General features: G+C 35.9%; 19 protein-coding genes. 17 read left to right on the top strand and 2 right to left on the bottom strand.

Annotated features, from left to right (window positions below; all coding sequences use genetic code 11):
• Nucleotides 1–42 precede the first annotated feature (42 nt).
• Nucleotides 43–1,392 (bottom strand): family 43 glycosylhydrolase, encoded by a 1,350-nt coding sequence (locus tag L3049_RS05800; protein ID WP_275108857.1) that lies wholly within the window; start codon nt 1,390–1,392, stop codon nt 43–45.
• Between the two features lie 377 nt (nt 1,393–1,769).
• Here L3049_RS05800 and L3049_RS05795 point away from each other — a divergent pair, with 377 nt between their 5' ends.
• Nucleotides 1,770–3,455, top strand: coding sequence for a sulfatase-like hydrolase/transferase (locus L3049_RS05795; RefSeq protein WP_275108856.1), 1,686 nt, complete (start codon nt 1,770–1,772; stop codon nt 3,453–3,455).
• A 220-nt stretch (nt 3,456–3,675) separates the two neighbouring features.
• The gene (locus tag L3049_RS05790) at nt 3,676–5,811 is read left to right on the top strand and encodes a T9SS type A sorting domain-containing protein (protein WP_275108855.1); all 2,136 of its coding nucleotides are present in this window, start codon (nt 3,676–3,678) and stop codon (nt 5,809–5,811) included.
• Between the two features lie 87 nt (nt 5,812–5,898).
• Here L3049_RS05790 and L3049_RS05785 read toward each other — a convergent pair whose 3' ends face one another.
• The gene (locus tag L3049_RS05785) at nt 5,899–6,987 is read right to left on the bottom strand and encodes an SGNH/GDSL hydrolase family protein (RefSeq protein WP_275108854.1); all 1,089 of its coding nucleotides are present in this window, start codon (nt 6,985–6,987) and stop codon (nt 5,899–5,901) included.
• A 321-nt stretch (nt 6,988–7,308) separates the two neighbouring features.
• Between L3049_RS05785 and L3049_RS05780 the strand changes: the two genes are divergently transcribed.
• The 15 genes from L3049_RS05780 (at nt 7,309) to L3049_RS05710 (ending at nt 25,461) form a co-directional block, all read left to right on the top strand.
• Nucleotides 7,309–8,940 (top strand): DUF5060 domain-containing protein, encoded by a 1,632-nt coding sequence (locus tag L3049_RS05780; protein WP_275108853.1) that lies wholly within the window; start codon nt 7,309–7,311, stop codon nt 8,938–8,940.
• Nucleotides 8,940–10,481 carry a sulfatase family protein gene (locus L3049_RS05775; RefSeq protein ID WP_275108852.1) on the top strand — a complete coding sequence of 514 codons (1,542 nt, stop codon included), beginning with the start codon at nt 8,940–8,942 and terminating at the stop codon, nt 10,479–10,481. Before L3049_RS05780 ends, L3049_RS05775 begins: the two co-directional genes overlap by 1 nt.
• A gap of 71 nt (nt 10,482–10,552) precedes the next feature.
• A complete protein-coding gene (locus L3049_RS05770) occupies nt 10,553–11,233 on the top strand; it encodes a carboxypeptidase-like regulatory domain-containing protein (RefSeq protein WP_275108851.1) in 681 nt (226 codons plus the stop codon).
• A 6-nt stretch (nt 11,234–11,239) separates the two neighbouring features.
• Nucleotides 11,240–13,339, top strand: coding sequence for a glycoside hydrolase family 97 protein (locus L3049_RS05765; protein ID WP_275108850.1), 2,100 nt, complete (start codon nt 11,240–11,242; stop codon nt 13,337–13,339).
• A 45-nt stretch (nt 13,340–13,384) separates the two neighbouring features.
• Complete coding sequence (locus tag L3049_RS05760) at nt 13,385–14,254, top strand: family 16 glycosylhydrolase (RefSeq protein ID WP_275108849.1); 870 nt, start codon at nt 13,385–13,387, stop codon at nt 14,252–14,254.
• A gap of 262 nt (nt 14,255–14,516) precedes the next feature.
• Nucleotides 14,517–15,539 carry a LacI family DNA-binding transcriptional regulator gene (locus tag L3049_RS05755; protein WP_275108848.1) on the top strand — a complete coding sequence of 341 codons (1,023 nt, stop codon included), beginning with the start codon at nt 14,517–14,519 and terminating at the stop codon, nt 15,537–15,539.
• Nucleotides 15,540–15,782: 243 nt separating this feature from the next.
• Nucleotides 15,783–17,435: a UxaA family hydrolase gene (locus L3049_RS05750; protein WP_275108847.1), complete on the top strand. Its 1,653-nt coding sequence runs from the start codon at nt 15,783–15,785 to the stop codon at nt 17,433–17,435.
• Nucleotides 17,436–17,475: 40 nt separating this feature from the next.
• Nucleotides 17,476–18,924 carry a tagaturonate reductase gene (locus L3049_RS05745; protein WP_275108846.1) on the top strand — a complete coding sequence of 483 codons (1,449 nt, stop codon included), beginning with the start codon at nt 17,476–17,478 and terminating at the stop codon, nt 18,922–18,924.
• A 22-nt stretch (nt 18,925–18,946) separates the two neighbouring features.
• Nucleotides 18,947–19,987 carry a sugar kinase gene (locus tag L3049_RS05740; protein ID WP_275108845.1) on the top strand — a complete coding sequence of 347 codons (1,041 nt, stop codon included), beginning with the start codon at nt 18,947–18,949 and terminating at the stop codon, nt 19,985–19,987.
• A 111-nt stretch (nt 19,988–20,098) separates the two neighbouring features.
• The gene (locus L3049_RS05735; RefSeq protein ID WP_275108844.1) at nt 20,099–20,773 is read left to right on the top strand and encodes a bifunctional 4-hydroxy-2-oxoglutarate aldolase/2-dehydro-3-deoxy-phosphogluconate aldolase; all 675 of its coding nucleotides are present in this window, start codon (nt 20,099–20,101) and stop codon (nt 20,771–20,773) included.
• A gap of 12 nt (nt 20,774–20,785) precedes the next feature.
• Nucleotides 20,786–21,628: an amidohydrolase family protein gene (locus L3049_RS05730; protein WP_275108843.1), complete on the top strand. Its 843-nt coding sequence runs from the start codon at nt 20,786–20,788 to the stop codon at nt 21,626–21,628.
• 6 nt (nt 21,629–21,634) lie between these two features.
• On the top strand, nt 21,635–22,597 hold the full coding sequence (locus tag L3049_RS05725; protein WP_275108842.1) for an aldo/keto reductase: 963 nt from the start codon (nt 21,635–21,637) through the stop codon (nt 22,595–22,597).
• 56 nt (nt 22,598–22,653) lie between these two features.
• Complete coding sequence (gene fucP, locus L3049_RS05720) at nt 22,654–24,063, top strand: L-fucose:H+ symporter permease (RefSeq protein WP_275108841.1); 1,410 nt, start codon at nt 22,654–22,656, stop codon at nt 24,061–24,063.
• A gap of 10 nt (nt 24,064–24,073) precedes the next feature.
• Nucleotides 24,074–24,433: an L-rhamnose mutarotase gene (locus L3049_RS05715; protein ID WP_275108840.1), complete on the top strand. Its 360-nt coding sequence runs from the start codon at nt 24,074–24,076 to the stop codon at nt 24,431–24,433.
• A gap of 11 nt (nt 24,434–24,444) precedes the next feature.
• Nucleotides 24,445–25,461 carry a zinc-binding alcohol dehydrogenase family protein gene (locus L3049_RS05710; RefSeq protein WP_275108839.1) on the top strand — a complete coding sequence of 339 codons (1,017 nt, stop codon included), beginning with the start codon at nt 24,445–24,447 and terminating at the stop codon, nt 25,459–25,461.
• The last annotated feature ends 29 nt before the right edge of the window (nt 25,462–25,490 follow it).

The raw sequence follows: 25,490 nt of genomic DNA, 5'->3' as shown, positions 1-25,490 counted from the left end.
AGCTTTTTTATGACTTGCTAAAATACAGATAAAATCTTAATCTTATTTAAGTAATAACCAATTCAAATTAACCGATTTGGTATTACCCCAATCAGATTTAAAGACAACAACTAGGTTATGCGTCCCTGTAATCGGCTCTTTAAGTTCTGTTTCTATAGTTTCCCATGTGTTCCATCCACCAGTATAGTTTATAGGGAATTCTGCAATTAATTTACCTTTTGGATTGTTCAATCTTATTTCGAAACTACCATTTCTTTGACCGCTTGCTATACGAGCTTGGATTTTTTTTGCTCCATCAAATTTTACTCGATCAAATCTCACAGAACTCATCATTTTAGCATCACAAACCATCCATCCGTTAGGTTCGTTACCACCAACAAAAGCTGTTTTTGCACCTGATATTTCGTTGCAACGATCAACCTGAATTGTATCATTTACCTGAGGAGTACCAATTCCACGAAGCGTAGGCTTAACCTTTTTAATGGTCCCATCTTTTTTGAACGTCATGTAATCTGCTCTCATCGAACGTAGCTTGTTGTATCCGCTAATATCCCACGAATGGTAAAATAAAATCCATTGATCATTGTATTTAACAACAGAATGATGATTGGTACCATTGTAAATATTGTCCATTATTTTCCCTTGGTAAGTATAAGGTCCCATTGGTTTATCACTGGTAGCATAGCCAATTGTATATCCTTCATCAGGAAAAACATGAGCAAAAGTTAAATAGTAAATGCCATCTTTCTTAAATGGGAACGATCCTTCCTTATATCCAGCAGGCAATCCATCAATTAGAATAGGTTTGGCCGCTACTTCTTTCATGTTGTCTTTAAGGGGTGCAGCATACAATTCGTGCCCACCACCAAAGAATAAGTAAGCTTTATTGTCATCGTCCAATAGTAGTCCAGGATCAATTCCAGTAACATCTTTTATGAAACTTTTTTCCCACTTAAATGGTCCTGTTGGCTTATCAGAAACCCCAACGCCAATTCTTCTAAAAGCTCTATCATTTTTTGGTTTCGCTGGGTAGTAATAATAGTATTTTCCATCTTTTTCAATACAATCTGGAGCCCACATAGCGTAAGTGTCTTTTTCACCCCAAGGCACATCATTTTCTTTCAATACCCAACCATGATCTTTCCAAGTGGAGCCATTCTCTAGAGAAAAGGCATGATAACCTGGCATGCAAAAGCGTGGAAATTCTGCTTCTCGTCCATTAGGAGGATAGGTATCGCTTGATGGAAATACATATAATTTCCCATTAAAAACACGAGCCGTAGGATCGGCAGTAAACATGTGCGTAACAAGTGGGTTTTGTGAATACCCAAGAGAGTATTGCATTGCCAATAGTAAAAAGAGAATACCTCTTAATAGGATAGATTTGTTCATCAGTTGATCATTTAAAGTATAGCTCAAATGTAAAGCTAAAACTTTATATGCATAGGGGGAATATAATTGATTATCTGTGGTGTATTTCTATATTGGACTTGTAATTGGCACTTTAGAAACCAATGGAATTGCTTCTTTTTATAAAAATTGATTTGATATTTGTGAATTTACTTACTCTGTAGGGGTAATTGTTATTTACAAGAAGTGATACTACTAAGTAAATAGAATTGTTAATTTCCCCCTATAATCATTTGGAATTATTCCCCGTAATATTGACGAAAAATAAGTCTATTTGTAGTGTAACTTTCATTTATTGATTTGTAGACTGGAGAAAAGGACTGCTTGAGTTGATGATGATACAAACTTGTTATTTTAGAATGAGAAGTAAATATTTTTTAAGCATAGCCTTAGGATTAGTAACAATTTTTAGTGCAAATGCTAAATCTATAAAAAAGGAAACAAAACCGAATGTAATTTTTATCCTTACGGATGATCAGCAATTTGATTTGTTAGGATGTAATGGGAATGAATTACTTCAGACACCACATTTTGATAAGATGGCTGAACAAGGCGTAAGATTTACGAATGCCCATGTTACCAGTGCAATTTGTACACCAAGTCGAGTTTCAATGCTTTTAAGTCAGTTTGAGCGCAAGCATGGTGTCAATTTTAATTCAGGAACAAGTGTTTCTCCTGAGGCATGGAAAGAATCTTATCCTGTTGTACTGAAGGAGAATGGATATTATACTGGATACATTGGGAAAAATCATTCTCCAATAGGTAATGGTGGATATCAAAGTGGATTAATGGATAAATCTTTTGATTATTGGTATTCAGGTCATGGTCATCTTAGTTTTTATCCTAAGAAAAGACACAAGATTTTTAAATCGGCAAAGCACGATACTCAAGTTGAGATCATTAATGAAGGCATAGAGGATTTCTTGGATAATAATGAATATCGTTTGGATGGAGCTGTTCATTTTTTGGAGTCAAGACCAGATGATAAGCCATTTTGCTTAAGTATCTGTTTTAATTTACCGCATGGTGCAAGTACTGGAACCATGAAACAATTGCCAACAGATTCAGTAATTTACCGTGAATTGTATCGTGATCTTGATATTCCTTTAGTTCCAAATTATATTGCTAAAAAAGATATCATAACGCCAAAATTACCTTCGGATTTATTGAGAGCAGAAGATCGTCAAGTTGGTTATAATTATACTGATACACCAGAAGATCTAAAAGAAAGAGAAATAAGGCAAATGCAAGCCATGACAGGAATTGATGGTTTGTTAGGGAAATTGAGAGCTAATTTAAAGAAACAAGGTTTAGATAAAAACACAATCATTATTTATACTTCTGATCATGGTTTGTTCATGGGACAGCAAGGCTTAGGAGGAAAAGCCTTGTGCTACGAACAATGTACTCATGTTCCAATGATTGTTTATAATCCAATGACATCGCGAAAAGCGAGGGGTAGAGTTGTTAATGAATTGATTCAAACAATTGATATTGCACCAACCATTTTGTCTTATGCTGGTGTAGATACTCCTAAAAGTTATCAAGGAAAAGATATTTCTGGTATCGTAGATGATTCGAATGAGAAGGTGAGAGATTTCTTGTACACAGAAAATTTATGGTCTACTCAATTTGGAAATCCTCGATGCGAATCCGTTCAAAATAAAGAATGGAAATACATCCGTTATTATAAGAATGAGAACCTTTCGGCAAGTGTGAAAATTGCAACAGCAAAAGAGTTAGGTATCAAACTAAATAAAATGCTGTATGCGGTTCACGATCCCGATATTGCTTTGTATCGCTCTTTTGTAGAAGGTCCTTTAATGGGAGAGCAGGCTGTTTACGAAGAGCTTTACAATTTAAAAGATGATCCTCAGGAACTAACTAATTTAATTGAGAACTCACAACATACCGATAAGTTAGAGATGCTTAAAGAACAGTGGGAAATTTTAATTAAAGAGGCAAGAGGAACAGAAAAACCAAAGGTCGTGAGATATACAGCTGACAGTATGATGGAGGAATATGGTATTGTTAAGCATGAATAGGAGCATTCTGGATATTAGATGATTTTTTTATAGTTGGATAAATTAGTAGCCGCTTCTTAATTTTAAGAGGTGGTTATTTTTTATGCTTTAGATTACTGAATAAGTGGAGGTTTAGGATTCTTATATTTAAAATCCCCCCGTATTTAATTGGCTTTTCTTTCCGTGATATTATTTTTTTTTCGACCTCTTTGTGTAATCGAAACCGATTTAAATGAAACCTATGAAAAGAATTTTTACTCTTTGTACTCTTTTAACTGTATTTGCTTGCATTACCTCAGGTAATGCACAAAATAAAATAACGGTAGATCCATCTATGCAACGTTATATTGGTGATGTATCTGAGATTGATAGAAGCAAATATTTCAATTTGCATGGAGGATGGGCTGACGGAAATGTAACAGATGATGAATACAATCATTTAACAGAAGAGTTGGGTGTTAATTACGGACGAAGCTTTTGGGGGCCATTTGCATGGGCAAAAAATAATGCAGGAGGAGAAGTAGGTGTATATCCTGAGGATGAGCAAACAATTATTAGTAAAGGTACTAATACAGTCAATTATTCAAAATCGCAACCATATTATTGGAGAAAATCCAATAGACTTATTGTTACAGCACATCCTGAGTCGGTTGTAAGATGGAGTATAGATACGGATAAAGCCGCAATATGGGCTGCTGAATATTTTAAGCATTTTTATACCGATGAGGATCGTCCGATGTGGTACGAGCCAATGAATGAGCCATTTGTTCATGCAGGAGATGCAGATTTTTCCGCAGAACAGCCTGATGATGCTAAAATGCGTCAAAGAATGGCAGAATGGTTTGGAGCGATTGGTAAAAAATTCGATGAAACACCAGAATTGGAAAATGTAAATGTAATTGGTTATTCAAGTGCATGGCCATCTATGGAACTTTGGGATTTTGGATATTGGGATTCTCGAATGAAAATGTTTATGGATGTTGCAGGTGATCACATGGATGCTTTTGCAACTCACCTGTACGATGGAATTAATGTGACAGGTGGAGATAATAAGAGATCTGGTTCTAATTCAGAAGCAATTTTAGATCTAATTGAAACCTATAGCTATGCAAAGTGGGGCGTTGTTAAACCTCATGCAATATCAGAATTTGGAGGAATTGAGAAGGGTTACCCTGATGGTTATAGTGATTTGAAAAGTATACAATCGGTAAAAGCTATAAACCATATCATATTCAATTTGCTTGATAGAGAAAATGATTTGCAAATTGCAATACCATTTATTACATCAAAAGCAACATGGCATATTAATGCAAGTAATAACTACGAGCCATACGGAGCAGTTTTATGGCGTCCAAGTGTTACAGGTGTTCCAATAGATTCTAATACAGAATGGGTGTATACACCACGAGTACATTTTTATGAATTATGGCAAGATGTAAAAGGGAAAAGAGTTTTTGTGTCTTCAGAAGATCCAGATATTCAGAGTCATGCTTTTGTTGATGAGAATAGATTGTATTTGGCATTGAGTAATTTAGAAGAGTCTACAAGCACTGTAAATTTGGAATCATTTGAAGAATTGAATGATTTGACTTCAGTACGAATTAAGAGTTTGAAAATTTGGAATGATAAAGATCCTGAATACACAGATAAAACCCAGAATACTGCTCCAACGAGTATAAAATTAATTGCTGATGAAACAGTTGTTTTGGAATACTCCTTCAATAAGAATATCGTTTTTACCAATGCAATTCGTTCGAAAAAGTATTATACAAGTGAGCATTTGAAAAAAATTACGGGCGCATTAACATTTCATATTAACGGTGTTGATGTTGGTGATAATGGCGGAACAGCCAGTCTTCGTATGTCTATTGGTAGAAAGCATAATCGCTCTAAAAGACCAACTGTTCGTGTTAATGGTAATGCGCTTACTCCTCCTTCAGATTGGGCAGGATACGATCAGGCTAGTCGCGATGATTTCTTTGGTATGATTGAGATTCCAGTTCCAATTGAGTATCTAAAGGAAGATAATGAAGTGTCTATTCAGTTTTCTGATAATGATGGCCGAGTAAGTTCGGTAATAATGCAGGTTAATTTACATGATACCAGATTGGCTGTTGGAATAAAAGATGCAAAAGAATATGGGGTTAAGGTGTATCCAACTTTAATTACAGAAGGATGGATGAAAGTGATGATGATCGAAAATACTTTTAGAACAATGGACCTTGTTTCTATGAATGGGAAAGTAATAAAATCAGAAAATATTAACAGAGGACAATCGGAAATACATATTTCTGATATGCCAACAAGAAAAGGTCTTTATATTTTGAGATTAACTGGCGAAAATGCTGTTTATACTCAAAAGGTTATTGTGAATTAGAGTTAGTTGGTTAGAGACTCATTTCTTGAGTCTGAAATTAAAACCTCACGTCTTCGACCGCGTGGGGTTTTTATATGCACGATTTTTTTACCAACCAATAGTTTCTTCTATGTGTTGGATTAATGCTTCACCCATTCGTTTTTGATCTGCTATTTGAGGATGCCCTTTGCTTTTTTTATAAGGCATAAAAAAGCTTGAGATTTTATCATCCTTTAAAGTTTTAACAGCTTCTTTTACGTATCCAGGCCATAAAGAACCCTCTTGAGTTACATCCATATTACCTAGCATACAAACAATATCAGCATCTGGATAATGACCTCTAATTTTGCTTACAAAATTAGCGTATGATTTAATGATGTATTCTTTGTCTGGTGAATTGTTGGAAAATCTTCTTTTGTACTCTTCATGTTCTGGGTAATTTACAATCCACGAATCATTTTGAAACAAGTTAACAACTACCACATCAACAGGATTTGAGTTAAAATCCCACTTCGAATTACTATCTGTTGGATCGTGACGATAATACAAGTCGGGCATAATTTGGTTGAACCAACTCACCATGATTCCAATTCCACCTCTTGCTATACATGAATACTGAGCATCAAAATGTCGAGCTGTTACCGAAGCGTATGTATTGTAATTATTGGAGTAGATGCTATCCCAACGATCTTGTTCAGTTGGATCATCGGTTCCGTGACCCGCAGTTATAGAATTGCCATAAAATTCAATGCTTCGTTTCTTTATTGCTGAAGCAGGCAAAAGTTTTGCATCTCCTTTAATGCTAAATCCATAAAATTGAGTTTTTCCAAAGGTCCATTCTGTTCTTCTAAATAGTTGAATGTTGTGTTTTCCTTTGGGTAAATTTTTGGCTAAAATATATTCCTTTCTTAGGGTATCAATGCGTAAAATTGTGTCCATTACACCATCAATAAGCACATTATAATAATTGTCGCGCAGGTTATTTTTTAAACTTGCTCGTAGCTCTTGGCCTTCAAAGTTAATTTCAACCGAAGCTCCCGACCAGCACAATTCAGTGGCTGAAGAATCTGAAAGAGTAATGGTTCTTCCCATATAACTTAATGCCTCGGAATTTGGGGAGACTGTAATGTTTTCCGTGCTCGTATTGCACGAAATCAGAATTTGTGCGAAGAGTAGAATTCCAATAAAGTACTTCATAATGTGTTTATTTTTTATGAATTAAGATGAAACTAGATTTTAAATTTATTTGCAATTTCTATTTTTTTCATGACAATATCTAAGCTTTAATCCAATAATTATATGTTGATTACATTGAGCAGGAATGAGACAGGTAAGCTTTTGTTGTCAGATAATGAGTGTGTTGAGTGCATTGTAGGGATTTGTGTGTTATTTACCCCCCTCTTTTGTTGTTAATCTATCCCAATAAGCAGTATAAGCTTATGTAATTTTGAATTGAAGGAGAGGAGTTAAGGAAATACTTATTCCAAGCATGGAAAAAAACCTATATAATAAAATTTTATGTCGTCAGTAAGGAAATTGTTATTGATCGTATTTTGCATTAGTGTTTTTACAATATCTAAGGCAGAGATTAAAAAAGAAAAATACACTAAGAGTTTAATTGCGATTCAAAAATGGGAAGTTGTGGATATTTCCTTTAAAGCAAAGAGTAAACTTAAAAATCCTTTTGTTGTAGATTTTTCGGCCAAGTTTATTAGTCCGCAAGGTAAGGAGCAAATTGTTCCCGGATTTTATAATGGAGAAAATGAGTGGCTAATTCGTTTTTCAACTGCTGAAGCTGGAAAATGGTCTTATACTACAAGTTCTGAGATAAAAGCATTAAATGCTAAAAAAGGAGTGTTGCTTATTGATGAGAAGGGAAGAGAGGGACAAAAAGGTGGAATCGTTTTGAATCCAGAAAAACCAAGAAATTTCTTTTACGAGAGCGGGAAATCTTATTTCTTAACTGCATTTGAGTGTGATTGGCTTTACGCCTTGGATTACCATAATGAAGATGGTTTACCAAAAACAGAGCACTTATTGGATTTATTAAATGAGAATGGTTTCAATCAGGTAGTGATGAATGTTTTTTCATATGATGTAAGTTGGAATAAAGATAAAAAGTTAGCAAAGCATCCGGAACATGAATATGGTGGACCTAAAGATATTTTTCCATTCCTAGGAAATAATGATAAACCTGATTATTCAGCTTTAAATGTTGAATTCTTTAAAAAGTTAGACCGTACCATCGAATTGATGAATGAGAAAGATATTGTCTCTCATTTAATGATATATGTGTGGAATAAGTTGGTTGCTTGGCCTGAAATGTATTCAGATGCCGACAACATGTATTACGATTATGTGGTGAAACGATACGGAGCCTTTCCAAATGTAATGTGGGATGTTTCAAAAGAAGCATTGTATTACGGTAGAGCCGATGATGCTTATATTTTGGAGCGAATTAAAAGGTTACGAGAAGGAAATGCGTTTAATCGATTGGTAACAGTTCATGATTATGGATTTTGTAAGCGTCATCCTGAATCTGTTGATTTTATTTCTCGTCAGGATTGGACTTTTTCTTTGTATCACAACATGCTTGATGATTACAATAATTACAAAACGAAGCCGGTTTTCAATATAGAACACGGTGGCTACGAAGCGTCGCCATATGAAGTATTTGTAGGAAGTTATATCGATCCGGAAGTTTGCTTGAGAAGAAATTACCAATGCGTGTTTGCTGGTGTATATTCAACTTATTATTGGCAGGCTGCCAGTTGGAATGTGGTAATTCACAATCCTTACGAACAAACGGAAGATTTTATCAAACCAAAGTTTGAGTATTTCAAACACATGACCAATTTGTTTTCAAAATTCGATTTCAGCAAGTTTAAACCAACACCTTGGCGCAATCAGGCAGGATATTGCTTAAAAAGTGACGATACTTACCTGTTTTATGTGCCGAATGAAACCTATCAATTTAGAGCGGAATTTCTCTTCCATGAATATGAATCAGTAGAGTTTCAATGGATGAATACATTAACAGGAGAATACAGCCAAAACATGGTGATAAATAAAAAACAAGATTTTGAATCACCATGGTACAACAATGCCGATGCTGTTCTAATAATCAAACCACAAAACAAGAAGAACTAATGAAACGATACCAAATTATATTTTTATGCTTGCTTTTAGCTGCTAATTTATTTCCTGTTGCAGGATGTAATGCAGAAAAGAAGACAGAAGGTGATCAACCCAATATTGTTGTCATTTATGTTGATGACTTGGGTTATGGAGACCTTTCATGTACCGGAGCAACGAGAGTGAAAACGCCAAATGTTGATAAATTGGCCAAAGGAGGTGTATTGTTTACCGATTCGCATTGTTCATCGGCAACTTGTACACCTTCGCGATACTCATTACTAACCGGAAGTTACGCATTTAGACAAAATGCTGCTGTGTTGCAGGGAGATGCTCCTTTGTTGATTAAACCAGGAACACCAACCTTGCCAGCAATGCTGCAAAAGAAAGGATACAAAACTGCGGTAATTGGAAAATGGCACTTAGGATTGGGAGATGGTAGTTTGGATTGGAATAAGGATGTGAAACCCGGTCCACTTGAGATAGGCTTCGATTATTCTTTTTTAATCCCGGCAACAGGAGATCGAGTGCCTTGCGTACTAGTTGAAAATCATACAGTTTTAGGTTTGGATCAGAGCGATCCGATTAGAGTAAGCTATGATGGGAAAATAGGAACAGATCCTACTGGAATAGAAAACCCTGATTTATTGCGTTACGGAGCCGATAAACAGCATGGCAAAACAATTGTGAATGGTGTTAGCCGAATTGGTTACATGACGGGTGGTAACTCGGCACGATGGAGAGATGAGACTGTTCCTTATCAAATGTTACACAAGGCAAGAAATTTTATTGATGAAAATGAGGATGGACCATTCTTCATGTATTTTGCATTTCATGATATTCACGTACCACGTTTGCCCGATCATCAGTTTCAGGGAGCTACAGAAATGGGACCAAGAGGAGATGCAATTGTTCAGATGGATTACATTACAGGACAGTTGGTAGATTACCTGGAATCAAAAGGAATATTAGAGAATACTTTGATCGTTTTCTCTTCAGATAACGGGCCTGTATTGACTGATGGATATGATGATCAGGCAATGGAATTATTGGGAGATCACAAACCGGGAGGAATTTACCGAGGTGGAAAATACTCTTGTTATGAAGCCGGCACACGAGTTCCAACAATTACTCATTGGCCTAAACGAATTAAAGCAGGGCAAACGAATAACGCTCTGGTATCTCATGTTGATTTGTATGCATCTATTGCCTCTTTACTTAATTATGAATTGGACGAAACAGAAGCACCAGATAGCTTCAATACGATTTCTGCTTTTTTAGGTGAAGACTCAAATGGCCGGGAAAGTGTAATTGAGGAAGCTTATGCTTTATCAATCCGCCAAGGGAAATGGAAATATATTGAACCTTCAACACGTGTTGCAGATTGGATTACTAATGATAAAAACATTGAAGCAGGTTTAATGAATGAAGCACAGTTGTTCGATTTAGAAAAAGATCCTCAAGAGAAAAATAACATTGCAAAAGGCAACAAAAAAATAGTGAACAAACTTGATGCTAAAATTAAGAAAATCCGAAGCGAAAGCAGAAGTAGATAGTAAGGTTTGATATAAAGAAGAAACTCAAAATAAGGAACTAATCGTTGCTTTAATCAACAAAAAATCAAAACATGAAACTAAAACTTGGTATAATAGGATTGTTAGTTTGTTTGGCATTTACAAATATTCAGGGACAAGAGGCAATATTAACAGGTAAGGTAATCACTTTTAAAGGATATCCCGTGGCTAACGCAACTATTAGCGCTTCAAAAAGTAAGCAAACTACCACAACTGATTCATTAGGATATTACAGCATATCATGTAGAGCTAAAAAGGATAATATTAAAGTTAAAGTTGCTGGCTTTGTTGGTCAAAACTTCCGCTACAGGGGCGAGAAAGAACATGCCGTGAATTTAATTTATATTCATAACGAAAGTTCTTATTACAAAGTTATTAAGAATAAAATAATGACTAAGGAAAATCTTGATTATTGTATTGAAAACTTGTTGTATGAAAATAACAATTTCGATAGAATGGCAAACATCTACCAAATCATTCAGTTTGTTCACACTACAGCAAAAGTTGAAACTGTAAATGGAACTAAACAAGTATTTCTTACCTCAAGAGGTCCTAGCTCTATAAGTTCAGGGCAACAGGCTTTAATTGTAGTGGATGGAATTGTAACTGATGACATTAACTCGGTTAGTCCAAAGCAGGTTAAATCTGTTGAAGTACTAATTGGGAATGAAGCTGCCGAATATGGAGTGAGAGCTGCCAATGGTGTTGTTAAAATAAACTTAAAAGATAATTAGTACTGGATGAAGAAATTATTGTATTTATTGTTATTTATATTCGTAGTTAGTTGTGCTACCAATAAAAAATATGCTAGTTCTTTGGAATCACCAAACGAACAAAATAAGTTTGAGTTTGACTTGAATGAATCAGGCCAATTGTTCTATACAGTGAATCATGGCGATTTGCAATTCATAACTAAATCGGCATTAGGCTTCGAGTTAAAAACGAAATCTTTAAAGCAAGGGTTTGAAATTTTAGCTTCGGAGACGAGATCCAATGATAGTGAATGGACCACAGTATGGGGACAGAGCGAGAAGGTTCGTGATCATTATAATGAATTAACGATTCATTTGAAGCAATCGAAAACTGGATTGTTGCTTGATGTTGTGGCAAGAGCTTATGACGATGGTGTTGCATTTCGATATGTTTTTCCAAAACAAAATAACTTGGCTGATTTTATTATCGTGGATGAGTTAACGGAGTTTACTTTTGCAGATGATTACAAAGCTTGGTGGAATTTTGCTGATTACGACAACTACGAGAAAGTGTATTACAATTCTCCAATTAGTGCTGTTGGTGATTCATTAAATTTCGAAAGACGTCCAGATAAAGAGGAGAGAGCCAATATGGCCAATACTCCAACTACGATAGAGGTGAATGATAAATTGGTGATTAGTATTCATGAAGCCGATTTAACAGATTATGCAGGAATGAATTTGTTAAATACGCACAATGGAGTACAATTAAAAGCTCATTTAACACCATGGAAGAATTGTGATTTAGTGAGAGCAAAGGCACCTTTTCAAACTCCTTGGAGAACCATTCAGATTTCTGAAAATGCAGGAGGTTTGGTTGAATCAGATTTAATCATGAATTTGAATCCACCAGTGGCTTATGAGAATACCGATTGGATTGAAACCTATAAGTACATCGGTATCTGGTGGGAATTGCATATCGGGAAAACTGCCTGGGCTGAAAAAACACAATTTGGCAAACCAATTTCTCATCCGCATGGTGCAACTACCGAAAATGCAAAAAAACATATTGATTTTGCTGCTAAACATGGAGTTCCAGATGTTTTAATTGAAGGTTGGGATAAAGGTTGGGATAATATGGAAGGTTCTTGGACTGGATATGGAATATTTGACTGGAAAACCTCAACTGATGATTTTGACATAAAGGAAGTATGTCGATATGGTAAAGAAAAAGGTGTTCGCATGATGATGTATCATGAGACTATTTCTGATATCGATCATTACGAACCGGCAATGGATGAATTGTATCAAATGTGTAGTGATTTAGGTATTAAAACTGTGAAAATGGGGTACACGGGTGATGTAAATTACGATTACGACACCAAAACATACAAGCAACACCATCATGGGCAGTATATGGTTCGCCATTACAAAAAAATGGTACAAACAGCTGCTAAATATAAATTGATGATTGTAAATCATGAACCAATTAAATTTACCGGAGAACAACGTACTTATCCAAATTTAATGGCTCGTGAAGGTGTGCGTGGACAAGAATACAATGCATGGAGTAAAGGAAATTCGCCAGAACATGGTGTAGTACTTCCGTTTACAAGAATTCTTGGTGGTCCGATAGATTATACACCAGGGATTTTTAAGATGTTTCTTCCTGAGAAACCGTGGAGTAAAGATACTTTTCGTGTACGAAGTACAATTTGCAAGCAATTAGCCTACTATTTAACGATGTACAGCCCAATGCCCATGGCAGCAGATTTACCAGAAAACTACGAAGGAGTTCCTGCATTTCAGTTCATTAAGGATGTTCCTACCGACTGGAGCAACTCTAAGGTATTGCATGCGAAAATTGGTGATTACTATACTGTAGTTCGACAGGAAAGAGGAACCGACAACTGGTATTTGGGAAGTATTACCGATGAGAATGCCAGAGTGTTGAGCACTGATTTATCATTTCTTGCAAAAGGGAAAAAATACGAAGCCACAATTTATGCTGATGGCAAAGGCGCGGATTGGAAAACAAATCCGGAAGTTGTAGAAATTAAGAAGATGCAGGTGACCTCTGAAAGTAAAATGGATTTGGTTTTAGCAGCAGGAGGAGGTCAGGCAATACAGTTCAAGCTGATCAAATAAAATTACTGCACCTCGAGAGGGGAATAATAACCTTAAATTACGCTCATGAAATTAAAATTAGTAACATTATTAATATTGGTATTCGCAATTGGAGGTTCTGTTTTTTCTCAGAATTTAACGATTCCGCCAAAGAACTATGTCGATTCGGTGAATTTAGAACATGCACCGGCAAGAACGAATGCAGACTACCCACTTTCCGATCAATCCAATTCTAAAGATTGGAAGAAATTGGAAAAATATTCAGACGAATTCAATGCAAATCAAATAAATGAAACACTTTGGTATCCTAATAATCCAGGTTGGAAAGGCAGACAACCAACTTATTTTCATGGATCGAATGTGAGTTTGGAAAATGGAAATGTAGTATTTCGTGTAAACAAACATGGAGATGAAAAACTTCCAGAAGGTTTTACCCATTCTACAGGTTTTATTAAAAGTAAAAATAAATTTCTGTATGGATATTTCGAGGCAGAAGTGAAATTGATGGATGCTCCTTGGGTTTCCGGGTTTTGGATGACTAATGTGGGTAAAGACTGGTGGACAGAGATAGACATTTGTGAAAATGCACCTGGCTTGTCATACAATCGTCACGATTTGAATTCTAATATTCATGTTTTTAAAACACCAAAAGACAAAGGAGATATTAAGAAGCATTTTTCGAGAACTAAGAAGTTTTATTTTCCTGAAGAATTGCAGGCCAATTTTCATACGTGGGGATTAGAATGGACACCTGAATACATTCGCTTTTATATTGATGGTATTTTATTTAGGGAAGCAGAAAATACACATTGGCATCAACCACTGGAAGTCAACTTTAATTGCGAATCGAATAAATGGTTTGGTGCATTGCCAGATGATAATAGATTAGATGGTGAATACAAGGTAAATTACTTTAGAGTTTGGGAAGAGAAGTAAATACATTGTGCAACAATTTTGTAAAATTACATTGAAAAAATAAATGAAACACTGTTGAAATGGTGATTCTATTATTATAGATAATCCAGTGAGGGGGGCTTCACTGGATTTTTTTTAAAAAGAACGCTTATTATCAGACACATAAAGAAGATCGTTTGAATGCTATGGAGAGTGATTTTAAGTATGATGTTAATTTATCACATTATAAATAATAATTAAATTAGATAATGTTATACTTTTGTGTTTGCAATAGCATTAGAATATGGAAAGAAAAAAAGTAACTCTACAAGATATAGCAAAGGCTTTGAATATAACTCCTTCTGCAGTATCAAAAGCCTTAAGTGATCACCCTCGAATGAGTCAAAAGACGAAAGATGCGGTGAATAAGATGGCTGAAGAGTTAAATTACAAGCCTAATCAAATTGCCGCTGCTTTGCGAAGTGGGCAAAGTAAATTGATTGGTGTTATTGTTCCTGCAGCAAATATTTCTTTCTTCTCTTCTGTAATTCGCGGTATTGAAGAAACAGTAAACAAAGCTGGCTATAGTGTAATCCTTACACAATCCGATGATTCCGTAAAAAAAGAAAAGGATATTATTAATACTTTATTGGCAACTAGAGTTGATGGGGTAATTGCAGCTCTGGGGCTTAAAACTAAAAAGTATCAACATTTCGAAAAATTAAAAGAGGAGAATGTGCCTTTGGTATTTTTCGATAGAATTATTAAAGATTTTGGGGTAAGTACGGTTGAGGTTGATGATTACAAGGGAGCCTATAATGCGGTTAGTCATTTGATAGAGCAGGGATGTAAACGAATTGCTCATTTGGCTGGACATTCTCATATGGAACTATATAAGAATAGACTAAAGGGATACAAATCAGCCTTACGTGATGCTTCTTTGCCAGTTGAAAAAGAACTAATTATTCAAAGCGATTTGCATTTGGAAGATGGACGAAATGGAATGCTTCAATTGTTAGCAATGAAGGACAGACCAGATGCAATTTTTTGTTCGAGTGATTATACGGCTGTAGGGGCTTTACAAATTGCACGAGAACAGAATATTATTGTTCCAGATGAGGTTATGATTTTTGGTTTTAGTAACGAACCTTTTACTTCTTACTTAGATCCAGGAATTAGTTCTGTTGACCAGTCTAGTATTATCATGGGGCACACAGCAGGAGAATTGGTTCTTGAACATATAAAGTCCACAAATTCAGATTTTACAGCAAAAAATATCGTTCTAAACCCAACCTTGATTATTCGAAATTCATCGAAAAATTTTTAATTGATCTAATTTTTTTCTTACTTTGTGTTCAATCGTTTGAACAGTTTGGTGAATTAATTCATCTTGGCTAAAAAAACTTGGTAGTAATTGTCGCTTAATTATCTATTTGTTTGATATTTTTTTACTGATTTGTTCAATCGATTGAATTGTTAATAATATTACATATCCAATTATAAAATTTGTTTTAAGCTTAATTACATTTTTTTTCAAGTGTAGTTCAATCGATAGAACAAGCCAATGCTTATGAAAGAGAAGTTGATAAAAATTAGTCAGAAAGATAATTTACTGGTTGCTTTGGTAGATATTGCTGCAGGTGAAACCGTAACTTATCAGAATGAAGAATACCTGGTAAAAAATGGTGTTCAGGTGAAGCACAAAATTGCAGAACTAGATTTTAACGAAGGTGATGTAATTGTAATGTATGGTCTTCCGGTTGGTAAAGCACTCAAGTTTATTGGTAAAGGAGAGGTAATTACAACTGATAATATTGTGCATCACACAGGTGGATTTAGTAATACAGCATCAGAATATACTTGGACTGCGCCTGATGTAAGCGAGTTTGAAAATAGAACTTTTAAAGGATACAAACGCAAAGATGGCAAAGTAGGAACTGCAAACCATTGGTTAGTAATTCCATTGGTGTTTTGTCAGAATCGTAACATAAAAGTACTTCAGGAAGAATTGGAATCTCAATTAGGCTATAAGCATGAGACTTCTCACAAAATCAACCTAGATGTATTAAAAGAAGCATCTGCAAAAGGAGCTAGTGCTGAAGAAATTCTAAAAATGGATGTTTTGAACTTGAACAGTGAAAAACAATTTTCTCCATTTTTTCCAAATGTTGATGGCATTCGCTTCCTAACTCACGAAGGTGGATGCGGTGGCACAAGAGAAGATGCAATTGTGTTAAGCAAACTTTTAGCGGGTTATATCGCTAATTCGAATGTTGCTGGGGCAACAATTATCGGATTGGGTTGCCAGAATGCAGAAGTGAAATATATTAAGGGCTTTTTAGAAGAGTTTGGTGTGTTAGGAAAGAAGCCTGTTCATATTTTGGAACAACAACAAAGTACTTCGGAACGTGATTTTATCGCGGAAGCAATTAAGTTGACTTATGCTGGCTTAATGGAAGCAAACGAATACAAAAGAGAAGATACACCGCTTAGTGAATTGTTAATTGGCCTTGAATGTGGCGGATCTGATGGTTTTTCAGGTATTTCTTCAAATCCATTATTGGGTTATGTGAGCGATATGATCGTGACTTTAGGTGGAGGTGCAATTCTTTCTGAATTCCCGGAATTGAATGGAGTAGAGCAGAATATTGTTGACCGTTGTGTAAATCCAGAAGATGCCGAAAAGTTCTCAGATTTAATCAAAACTTACGCTAAGCGTGCTGTTGAAGCAGGTTCTGGCTTCGAAGCGAATCCTTCTCCAGGAAATATTAAAGATGGTTTGATTACAGATGCAATGAAATCTGCAGGAGCAGCTTTAAAAGGCGGTGCTTCTCCAGTTGTTGATGTGTTAGATTATACCGAATTGGTAAGCAAAAAAGGATTGAGTCTACTTTGCACACCAGGTAACGATGTTGAATCAACAACTGGTCTTGCATCATCAGGAGCAAATGTAATTTTGTTTAGTACAGGATTGGGTACGCCAACCGGTAACCCAGCTGTTCCCGTTGTTAAGGTTTCTAGTAATACTATGCTTGCCGATAAAATGGGTGATATCATCGATTTTAATGCCGGTACTATTGTAACAGGCGAACATTCTATTCGTGAAAAAGCAATTGAATTGTTAGAGCAAATTATTAGAGTCGCATCTGGTGAAGAATTGGTAAAAGCAGAAGAGCTTCGTCAGTTTGACTTCATTCCTTGGAAACGTGGAGTTTCTTTATAATAAATCAGAAATTGAATAGTAAGAATAATAGATCGTAATGATGAAATTAAATAGAACTAATAACGACGTTGCCATTGCTTCACTTCCAACTAAAGTGTTACAGTTTGGCGAAGGAAATTTTTTAAGAGCTTTTGTTGATTGGATGATTGATACCATGAACAAAAAGCAAAATTTTGAAGCTGGTATTAAAGTAGTTCAGCCTATCGATCGTGGTATGGTTGACATGTTGAATGATCAAGATGGATTGTACACACTTTATCTTCGTGGAATTCAAAATGGTGAAGCAAAAAGTGAACACACTCTTATTGATGCTATTCAGGGAGGTATTAATCCTTATACTCAGAATGATGAGTACATGGCTCAGGCCGAAGAGGACAGTCTTCGTTTTGTGATTTCGAATACAACAGAGGCAGGTATTGCTTTCGATGCAAATGACAAATTGGAAGACAAGCCTCAGAATTCTTATCCTGGAAAATTAACTGCTTTACTTTATCGTCGTTTTACTCATTTTAAAGGTGAAGCTGCTAAAGGTTTAATTATTATTCCATGTGAATTGATTGATGCCAATGCAGATCGATTGAAAGAAATCGTATTAAAATATGCTGAGCTTTGGAAGTTAGAAGCTGATTTTGTGAAGTGGATCAATGAAGCAAACTACTTCTGCAATACTTTGGTTGACCGTATTGTTCCTGGTTATCCAAAAGATAGAATGCCAGAAATTAAAGAAGAACTAGGATACGAAGATAACTTGGTTGTTGAAGGTGAATTTTTCCACTTATGGGTAATTCAAGCTCCAGAGCAAGTACAAAAAGAATTTCCAGCTCCAGCAGCGGGTTTAAATGTGATTTTTACTGATGATATTACTCCGTACAAAAAGCGTAAAGTGAGAATTTTGAACGGTTTGCATACCATTCTAGTTCCTGTAGCCTACTTATATGGAATTGATGCAGTAAGGCAAGCTGTTGAAGATGAGGTTTGTGGTCGTTTCCTTAAAAAAGCATTGGAAGAAGAAATCATTCCATCTTTAGATATGGATAAGCAAGAGTTAGAAACTTTTGCAGCTGACGTTTTAGATCGCTTTAGAAATCCTTACATCCACCATTTATTATTGTCAATTTCATTGAATTCATTCTCGAAATTCGAAACTCGTGTATTGCCTACTTTATTGGCTTATCAAGAGCAAAATAATGAAATTCCTCAGCGTTTAAGTTTTGCATTAGCAGCTATGTTGTACTTCTATCGTGGAAAACGTAACCTAGAAGAAATTCCAGTTAACGATTCTCAAGATGTGATGGACTTAATGAAAACAGAATGGGCTGCTATGAAGTCTGAATTAGAGTTTGGTTCTCTTGTGAAGAATGTTTTGGCATACGATAAAGTATGGAAAAGAGACTTGAATGAAGTTCCTGGATTGTGTGAAGCAGTTACAGAATCACTTCAGTCGATTCACGAAAAAGGTATGAATAAGGCAATTGAATCAATGTTGTAATAGTTGATAAAAGAAATATAAGATGAATAAGAAAGTAGTATGTTTTGGTGAGATAATGTTGCGTTTATCAACTCCCGGTTATGAGCGTTTTAGTCAAGTTTCTGAATTTAAAGCTACCTATGGTGGTGGAGAAGCTAATGTTGCTGTATCCTTGGCTAATTACGGTTTGCAACCTGATTTTGTAACTCGCTTGCCTAAAAATGATATTGCACGTGCTTGCGAAATGGATTTGAAGCAGTATGGTGTATCAACAGATAATATTGTTTACGGTGGAGATCGTTTGGGAATCTATTTTTTAGAAACCGGAGCAGTTACTCGTGGTAGTAAAGTTGTTTACGATAGAGCTAATTCGGCAATTTCTGAAATCGAATCAGGTATGATCGATTGGGATCAGGTATTCGAAGGTGCAACATGGTTTCACTGGACAGGTATTACGCCAGCTATTTCTCAAGGAGCTGCTGATGTTTGTTTAGAAGCAATTAAGAAAGCAAACGAAAAAGGAATTACTGTTTCTTGTGATTTGAATTTCCGTAAGAATCTTTGGAAGTATGGTAAAACAGCAGGAGAAGTTATGCCAGAATTAGTTGCAGGAACAGATATCATTTTGGGTAATGAAGAAGATGCTGCTATGGTTTTAGGAATCCATCCTGATGGTTTGGATGTAACTTCTGGACACGTAACTGCTGAGGCTTATCTTTCGGTTTCTGAGAAAATCATGAAGGAATACCCACGGTGCAAAAAAGTAATTACTACGCTACGTGGTTCTATCAATGCAAACCACAATTCATGGGCAGGTGTTCTTTATGATGGTAAAACTTTGTTCAAGTCAAATAATACCTACCAAATTACGCACATTGTTGATCGTGTTGGTGGTGGTGATTCATTTATGGGTGGGTTAATCTACGGATTATTAACCTATGCTGATGATGATCAAAAAGCCTTAAATTTTGCCGTTGCAGCATCTTGCTTAAAGCACACCATTTATGGCGATTACAATCAAGTTACTGTAGAGGACGTTGCTAAATTAATGGATGGTGATGCTTCAGGACGTGTAGCGCGATAAATGAATTATGAATGAGGAATTATAAGTTATGAATTTGTAAAGCAGGCCTAAATTAATAACAGGTATTAGGTATTTATAATTCATAACTCGTAATTCATAATTGAAAAACTAATGGCAAGATTTTCCAGAATAGAAGTTGCTTTGAAAATGAAAGAAACAGGAATGATTCCCGTTTTTTTCCATAAAGATATTGATATCTGCAAGGATGTCGTAAAAGCTTGTTACGATGGTGGCGCTCGTTTGTTCGAGTTTGTAAATCGAGGTGATTATGCACATCAAATCTTCGATGAATTAAATAAATGGGCAGCAAAAGAATGTCCTGATATGATGTTGGGAGTTGGATCTGTTATTGATGCGGGAACAACATCTTTATACATTCAATTGGGAACTAATTTTGTTGTTTCTCCAATTTTAAATGCTGAAATGGCTAAGGTCTGTAATAGACGAAAAGTAGCCTGGTCTCCGGGCTGTGGTTCACTTACTGAGATTTCCTATGCTGAAGAGCTGGGAGCTGAGGTTGTGAAAATATTCCCTGGAGCTCAGGTAGGAGGTCCAGAATTTGTAAAAGCAGTTAAAGGCCCATTTCCATGGTCATCTATTATGCCAACAGGAGGTGTAAAACCAGATGAAGAGAACTTAAGAGCATGGTTTAATGCCGGTGTTCACTGTGTGGGTATGGGCTCGCAATTGATGGTGAAAAATACAGATGGTACATTCAACTACAAAGCTATTGAAGAGGCAACAGAAAATGCGATTTCAATTATAAAAGAAATTAGAAATCAGTAAGAATATAAGCTTATGAAAGTACAAAAAATTGACTCCCATCAGCATTTCTGGAATTACTGTCCTGAAAAACATAGCTGGATATCGGATGAAATGGCTGTTCTTCAAAATGATTTTGCACCTAAGGATTTGCAAATCAATTTGAAGGCTATTGATTTTGATGGATGCGTTGCTGTACAAGCAGATCAAACCGAAGCAGAAACCGATTTTTTAATTGGTTTAGCAGAGAAGAACCAATTCATAAAAGGAGTTGTAGGTTGGATTGATTTGAGAGCAGATAATTTACGCGAAAGATTAGAATATTATAGCAAGTTTCCTGTCTTAAAAGGATTTCGTCACGTTGTTCAGGATGAGCAGGATGATAATTTCATATTAGGGGAGAAATTTTGCAATGGCATCGCCTTATTAGAAGAGTTCGGCTTTACTTACGACATTCTAATTTTTGCAAAACACTTGAAGCCAAGTGCTGAGTTTGCAGCTAAATTTCCAAATCAGAAGTTTGTATTGGATCACATTGCGAAGCCTGAAATTAAAGATCAAAAGATGGATGATTGGGCTGATGGGATTCGCAAAATTGCTGCTTTGCCAAATGTTTCTTGTAAGTTATCCGGAATCGTTACCGAAGCAGATTGGACGAATTGGACAGAAGAAGACATAAATCCCTATTTGGATGTTGTGTTGGAAGCTTTTGGTCCTGATCGATTAATGATCGGATCGGATTGGCCAGTTTGTACTTTGGCTGGTTCTTACCAGAAGGTAATGAACTTGATTATCAGAAAAATTAAGAAATATACTACCGCAGAACAGGAAGCTATTCTTGGAGGTAATGCAATTGAATTTTATCAACTAAAAAATTAAAACAAAATGAATACAAAACCGACATATATAAAAGGAGATTATAAGAACAGTAGTTTTTTCTCAGGTCAGAGCCGCTTGGTATGTGGATGTTCTGGTTTGGGTGGTGTGTGGAGTCCTGTTGAAGAAAGTGTTGCTGTTGACGCTATGATGTACGCTTTGGAAAGAGGTGTTCGTGTTTTTGACACAGCTCCATCTTATAACATGTCTCAAACTTATCTAGGAAAAGCTTTGCGTCAATGGGAAGGTGATAAGCCATTTATCAGTACTAAAGTTGGTCGTTTAAGAGCTGAAAAAGCTGATGATTGCATCGTAGACTATTCTCCAGAGACAATGAAAAGAAGTGTTCATGAGAGTCTTGAGGTTTTAGGTATTGATAGAATTGATCTGTTATTTTTACATGAGCCACATTTGGTTCCAGTTGAAAAAATGGATGAGATTATGGATTGTTTACAGTCTTTCAAGAAAGAAGGAATTGTTGGTATGTTAGGAATTGGAGGAAACCCAATTGATCGTTTTTACCCACACATGATCAAAGATAATTTTGATGTATTGTCTGGATTTTTGAAAATGGATGCTTGTAACCTAGCTGGTTTCGAAAAAGATATTCCTCAAATCCGTGAAGAAAATATTGCATACTATGCAGCTTCTGCTTTGCACATGGGCTTATTAGGAAGACGTTTGGATATGTATAACGAAGACAGACCAAACAATGAGTGGATCACGAATTTGGATGTTGATACTGCAATGAAAACAAACGAGATTGCGAAGAAACACAACATACCATTGTCAAGATTGGCATTGCGTTACTTATTCTCTATGGAAGAGGCTGATCGTGTAGTTGTTGGTCCTCATACAAAGGCTCAATTGGCTGATTTACTTGATGCTTGGGACGAAGGAGTATTGAGCGAAGAAATCTTTAACGAGATTACTGATAATGTAGTTGCTTCGCGTAACGTACTTGTTAAATAAGCAAGCATTAGGATAAGTAGAGAGAATTAACCGAATTTAAACCTAAAAATACAACAGTGAGCACAAAAGATAAAGTAGTTTCGAGGGCAGTATTAATCCCGTTTGTTTTAATAACATTCTGTTTTGCACTTTGGGGATTTGCCAATGATATTACCAACCCAATGGTAGAAGCTTTTTCCCGAATTTTTAACATGGGAGCAAGTGGAGGTACTTGGGTACAAGTAGTTTTTTACGGTGGATATGGAGCAATGGCTTTTCCAGCAGCTTTATTCATCAGAAAGTACACTTATAAGGCAGGTATTCTTGTCGGATTAGGATTATATGCAACAGGTGGATTGTTATTTCTTCCAGCAAGTGCTTTAGGAATGTATTATCCATTTTTGATTGCTTATTTCGTAATGACTTGTGGTTTGTCATTCTTGGAAACCAGTGCAAATCCATACATTCTATCTATGGGAGCTGACTCTACAGCTACTCGTCGTTTAAATTTAGCACAGGCTTTTAATCCAATGGGTTCTTTAACAGGAATGTTTATTGCGACTACAGTGATTCAGGCTCGTCTTGATCCTCGTGGTGCTGAAGCAAGAACTGCCTTATCTCCAGCAGAATTTGAAGCGGTAAAAATGAGTGATCTTAGTATTTTAAGTACTCCTTATATTGCTATTGGATTGGTAATTATTGCCATGTTCATCATTATTGCATTGGTAAAAATGCCAAAGAATGAAGATGCAGATCATAGCTTGAATCTTTTTGGAACGTTAGCGAAACTATTCAAAATCCGTAAGTATCGCGAGGGTGTTATTGCTCAGATGTTTTATGTTGGAGCACAGATTATGTGTTGGACATTCATCGTTCAGTACGGTCAGCGTATTTTCGTTAAAGGTGGTTTAACGCCTCACGATCTTGAATCGGGTTGGTTAAGTATTGTTAACTCATTAGGATTTCTTTCCGATAGTGTAAGAGATATTATTGTTTCAGGAAAAGGAGCTAATGGACTAACCGAAGGAGCTGCTGCGCACATTGCTCAGTTGTATAACATTCTAGCGATGTTCTTTTTCTTAGTTGCTCGTTTCGTATGTACTTTCATGTTAAAATATATCAAACCAGGAAGATTGCTACAGTATTTAGCAATTGGTGGAGTTGTTTTAGCAACAGGAACAATTATGTTGCAAGGAATCTCTGGATTGTATTGTCTAATTGGTGTTTCAGCTTGTATGTCACTAATGTTCCCTACCATTTATGGTATTGCTTTAGAAGGAATGGGCGATGATGCCAAATTTGGAGCTGCAGGATTAATCATGTCAATTGTTGGTGGTACTTTCTTACCAAAAATTCAGGCTGCTATTATCGATATGGAAACTGTTTTCGATATGCCAGCAGTTAACTTCTCATTTATTTTACCACTAATCTGTTTTGTTTTAATCGCTTTTTACGGATACAGAACAGTGAAAATTCACATGGCTTAATTTAAAGGAAATGTCGAATACAAATAACTATAAAAGATATTGTAAATCACTTTGTTTGAAAAATGATGACAAACTGATTAAAGAATACAAAGAGGTTCATGCAGCTGGTGCTGCATGGCCTGAAATTACTCAAGGAATGTTAGATGTTGGTATCATTGATATGGAAATCTACATTGTTAAAAACCAATTGTTCATGATTATGGACACACTTGCTGATTTTGATCACGACATAGCAATGACTGAATTGGCTACCAAGCCACGCCAGTCAGAATGGGAAGCTTATGTTGCTCGTTTTCAGAATACATCAGCCGATGCCAGTGCCGATGAAAAATGGCAGTTAATGGAACGTATTTATAAATTAGGACTTTAAAAAATATAAAAATGAAGCAATTAGTATGTTTAGAACCAGGTAAGTTCGAGATGCAAGATCAATCTCAACCCGAAAGAAAAGAGGGGAATGCTTTATTAAAAATAAAGAGAATAGGTATTTGTGGAACCGATTTACATGCTTTTGAAGGAACACAGCCATTCTTTTCTTACCCAAGAGTACTAGGACATGAATTAGCTGGAGATATCGTTGATATTGCAGCTAACGATAAAGGTTTCGAAAATGGTGAAGCTGTTACTTTTATTCCCTATTTTCCTTGTGGAGATTGTGTTGCTTGTAGAGCTGGTAAGCCAAACTGTTGTACTACTATCGAAGTTGCCGGAGTTCATATTGATGGCGGAATGGGAGAGTATATGAATGTACCTGAATATGCTTTGATTCATGGTCAGGGAATGAGTTACGACGAGTTGGCTATGGTTGAGCCAATGGCTGTTGGTGCGCATTCAATTCGCATTACAGAAATCAAAAAAGATGAATTTGTTTTGGTAACAGGTGCTGGTCCAATTGGATTAGGAGCTATGGCTTTTGCAAAGATTCAAGGAGCTAAAGTAATTGCTTTGGATGTTCAGGATAATCGTCTTGAGTTCGCAAAAGAACACTTTGGTGTTGATTATACAGTTAATGCACTAAACAATCCTTTAGAAGTTATTAAAGAGATTACTGGTGGCGATATGGTAACTGCTATCATCGATGCTACTGGAAACAAAAGAGCTATTGAAGGTAATCTAAACTTCCTTGCTCATAGTGGAAGAATCACTATGGTAGGATTACAGTTGGATACTTTTAGTTTCTCACATCCTGAATTTCACAAAAGAGAGACAACTCTAAGAAGTAGTAGAAATGCGACTCGTGAGGATTTCGATCACGTAGTGGATTCGATGAAAGCTGGTAAGGTAAATGTAAATTCTTTAATTACGCACAGAGCGAAATTTGAGAATATGATTGAAGATTTTAAAACGTGGCTTGATCCTAAGACAGGTGTTGTGAAAGCCGTTGTTTCTCTAGACTAGATTTGTTGATGTAAATCTATAGTTGCGTA

This window comes from Labilibaculum sp. DW002 (assembly GCF_029029525.1).
GTDB lineage: Bacteria > Bacteroidota > Bacteroidia > Bacteroidales > Marinifilaceae > Paralabilibaculum > Paralabilibaculum antarcticum.
This window is presented reverse-complemented; position numbering and strand designations above follow the sequence as displayed.

Excerpts from the sequence above, each read along its gene's own strand:
- L3049_RS05735 (WP_275108844.1), top strand. The coding sequence starts at position 20,099 with ATGGCAAGATTTTCCAGAATAGAAGTTGCTTTGAAAATGAAAGAAACA.
- L3049_RS05755 (WP_275108848.1), top strand. The coding sequence starts at position 14,517 with ATGGAAAGAAAAAAAGTAACTCTACAAGATATAGCAAAGGCTTTGAAT.
- L3049_RS05780 (WP_275108853.1), top strand. The coding sequence starts at position 7,309 with ATGTCGTCAGTAAGGAAATTGTTATTGATCGTATTTTGCATTAGTGTT.
- L3049_RS05795 (WP_275108856.1), top strand. The coding sequence starts at position 1,770 with ATGAGAAGTAAATATTTTTTAAGCATAGCCTTAGGATTAGTAACAATT.
- L3049_RS05715 (WP_275108840.1), top strand. The coding sequence starts at position 24,074 with ATGTCGAATACAAATAACTATAAAAGATATTGTAAATCACTTTGTTTG.
- L3049_RS05800 (WP_275108857.1), bottom strand. The coding sequence starts at position 1,392 with ATGAACAAATCTATCCTATTAAGAGGTATTCTCTTTTTACTATTGGCA.
- L3049_RS05730 (WP_275108843.1), top strand. The coding sequence starts at position 20,786 with ATGAAAGTACAAAAAATTGACTCCCATCAGCATTTCTGGAATTACTGT.
- L3049_RS05725 (WP_275108842.1), top strand. The coding sequence starts at position 21,635 with ATGAATACAAAACCGACATATATAAAAGGAGATTATAAGAACAGTAGT.
- L3049_RS05785 (WP_275108854.1), bottom strand. The coding sequence starts at position 6,987 with ATGAAGTACTTTATTGGAATTCTACTCTTCGCACAAATTCTGATTTCG.
- L3049_RS05710 (WP_275108839.1), top strand. The coding sequence starts at position 24,445 with ATGAAGCAATTAGTATGTTTAGAACCAGGTAAGTTCGAGATGCAAGAT.
- L3049_RS05765 (WP_275108850.1), top strand. The coding sequence starts at position 11,240 with ATGAAGAAATTATTGTATTTATTGTTATTTATATTCGTAGTTAGTTGT.
- L3049_RS05750 (WP_275108847.1), top strand. The coding sequence starts at position 15,783 with ATGAAAGAGAAGTTGATAAAAATTAGTCAGAAAGATAATTTACTGGTT.
- L3049_RS05770 (WP_275108851.1), top strand. The coding sequence starts at position 10,553 with ATGAAACTAAAACTTGGTATAATAGGATTGTTAGTTTGTTTGGCATTT.
- L3049_RS05775 (WP_275108852.1), top strand. The coding sequence starts at position 8,940 with ATGAAACGATACCAAATTATATTTTTATGCTTGCTTTTAGCTGCTAAT.
- L3049_RS05745 (WP_275108846.1), top strand. The coding sequence starts at position 17,476 with ATGAAATTAAATAGAACTAATAACGACGTTGCCATTGCTTCACTTCCA.
- L3049_RS05740 (WP_275108845.1), top strand. The coding sequence starts at position 18,947 with ATGAATAAGAAAGTAGTATGTTTTGGTGAGATAATGTTGCGTTTATCA.
- L3049_RS05760 (WP_275108849.1), top strand. The coding sequence starts at position 13,385 with ATGAAATTAAAATTAGTAACATTATTAATATTGGTATTCGCAATTGGA.
- L3049_RS05790 (WP_275108855.1), top strand. The coding sequence starts at position 3,676 with ATGAAAAGAATTTTTACTCTTTGTACTCTTTTAACTGTATTTGCTTGC.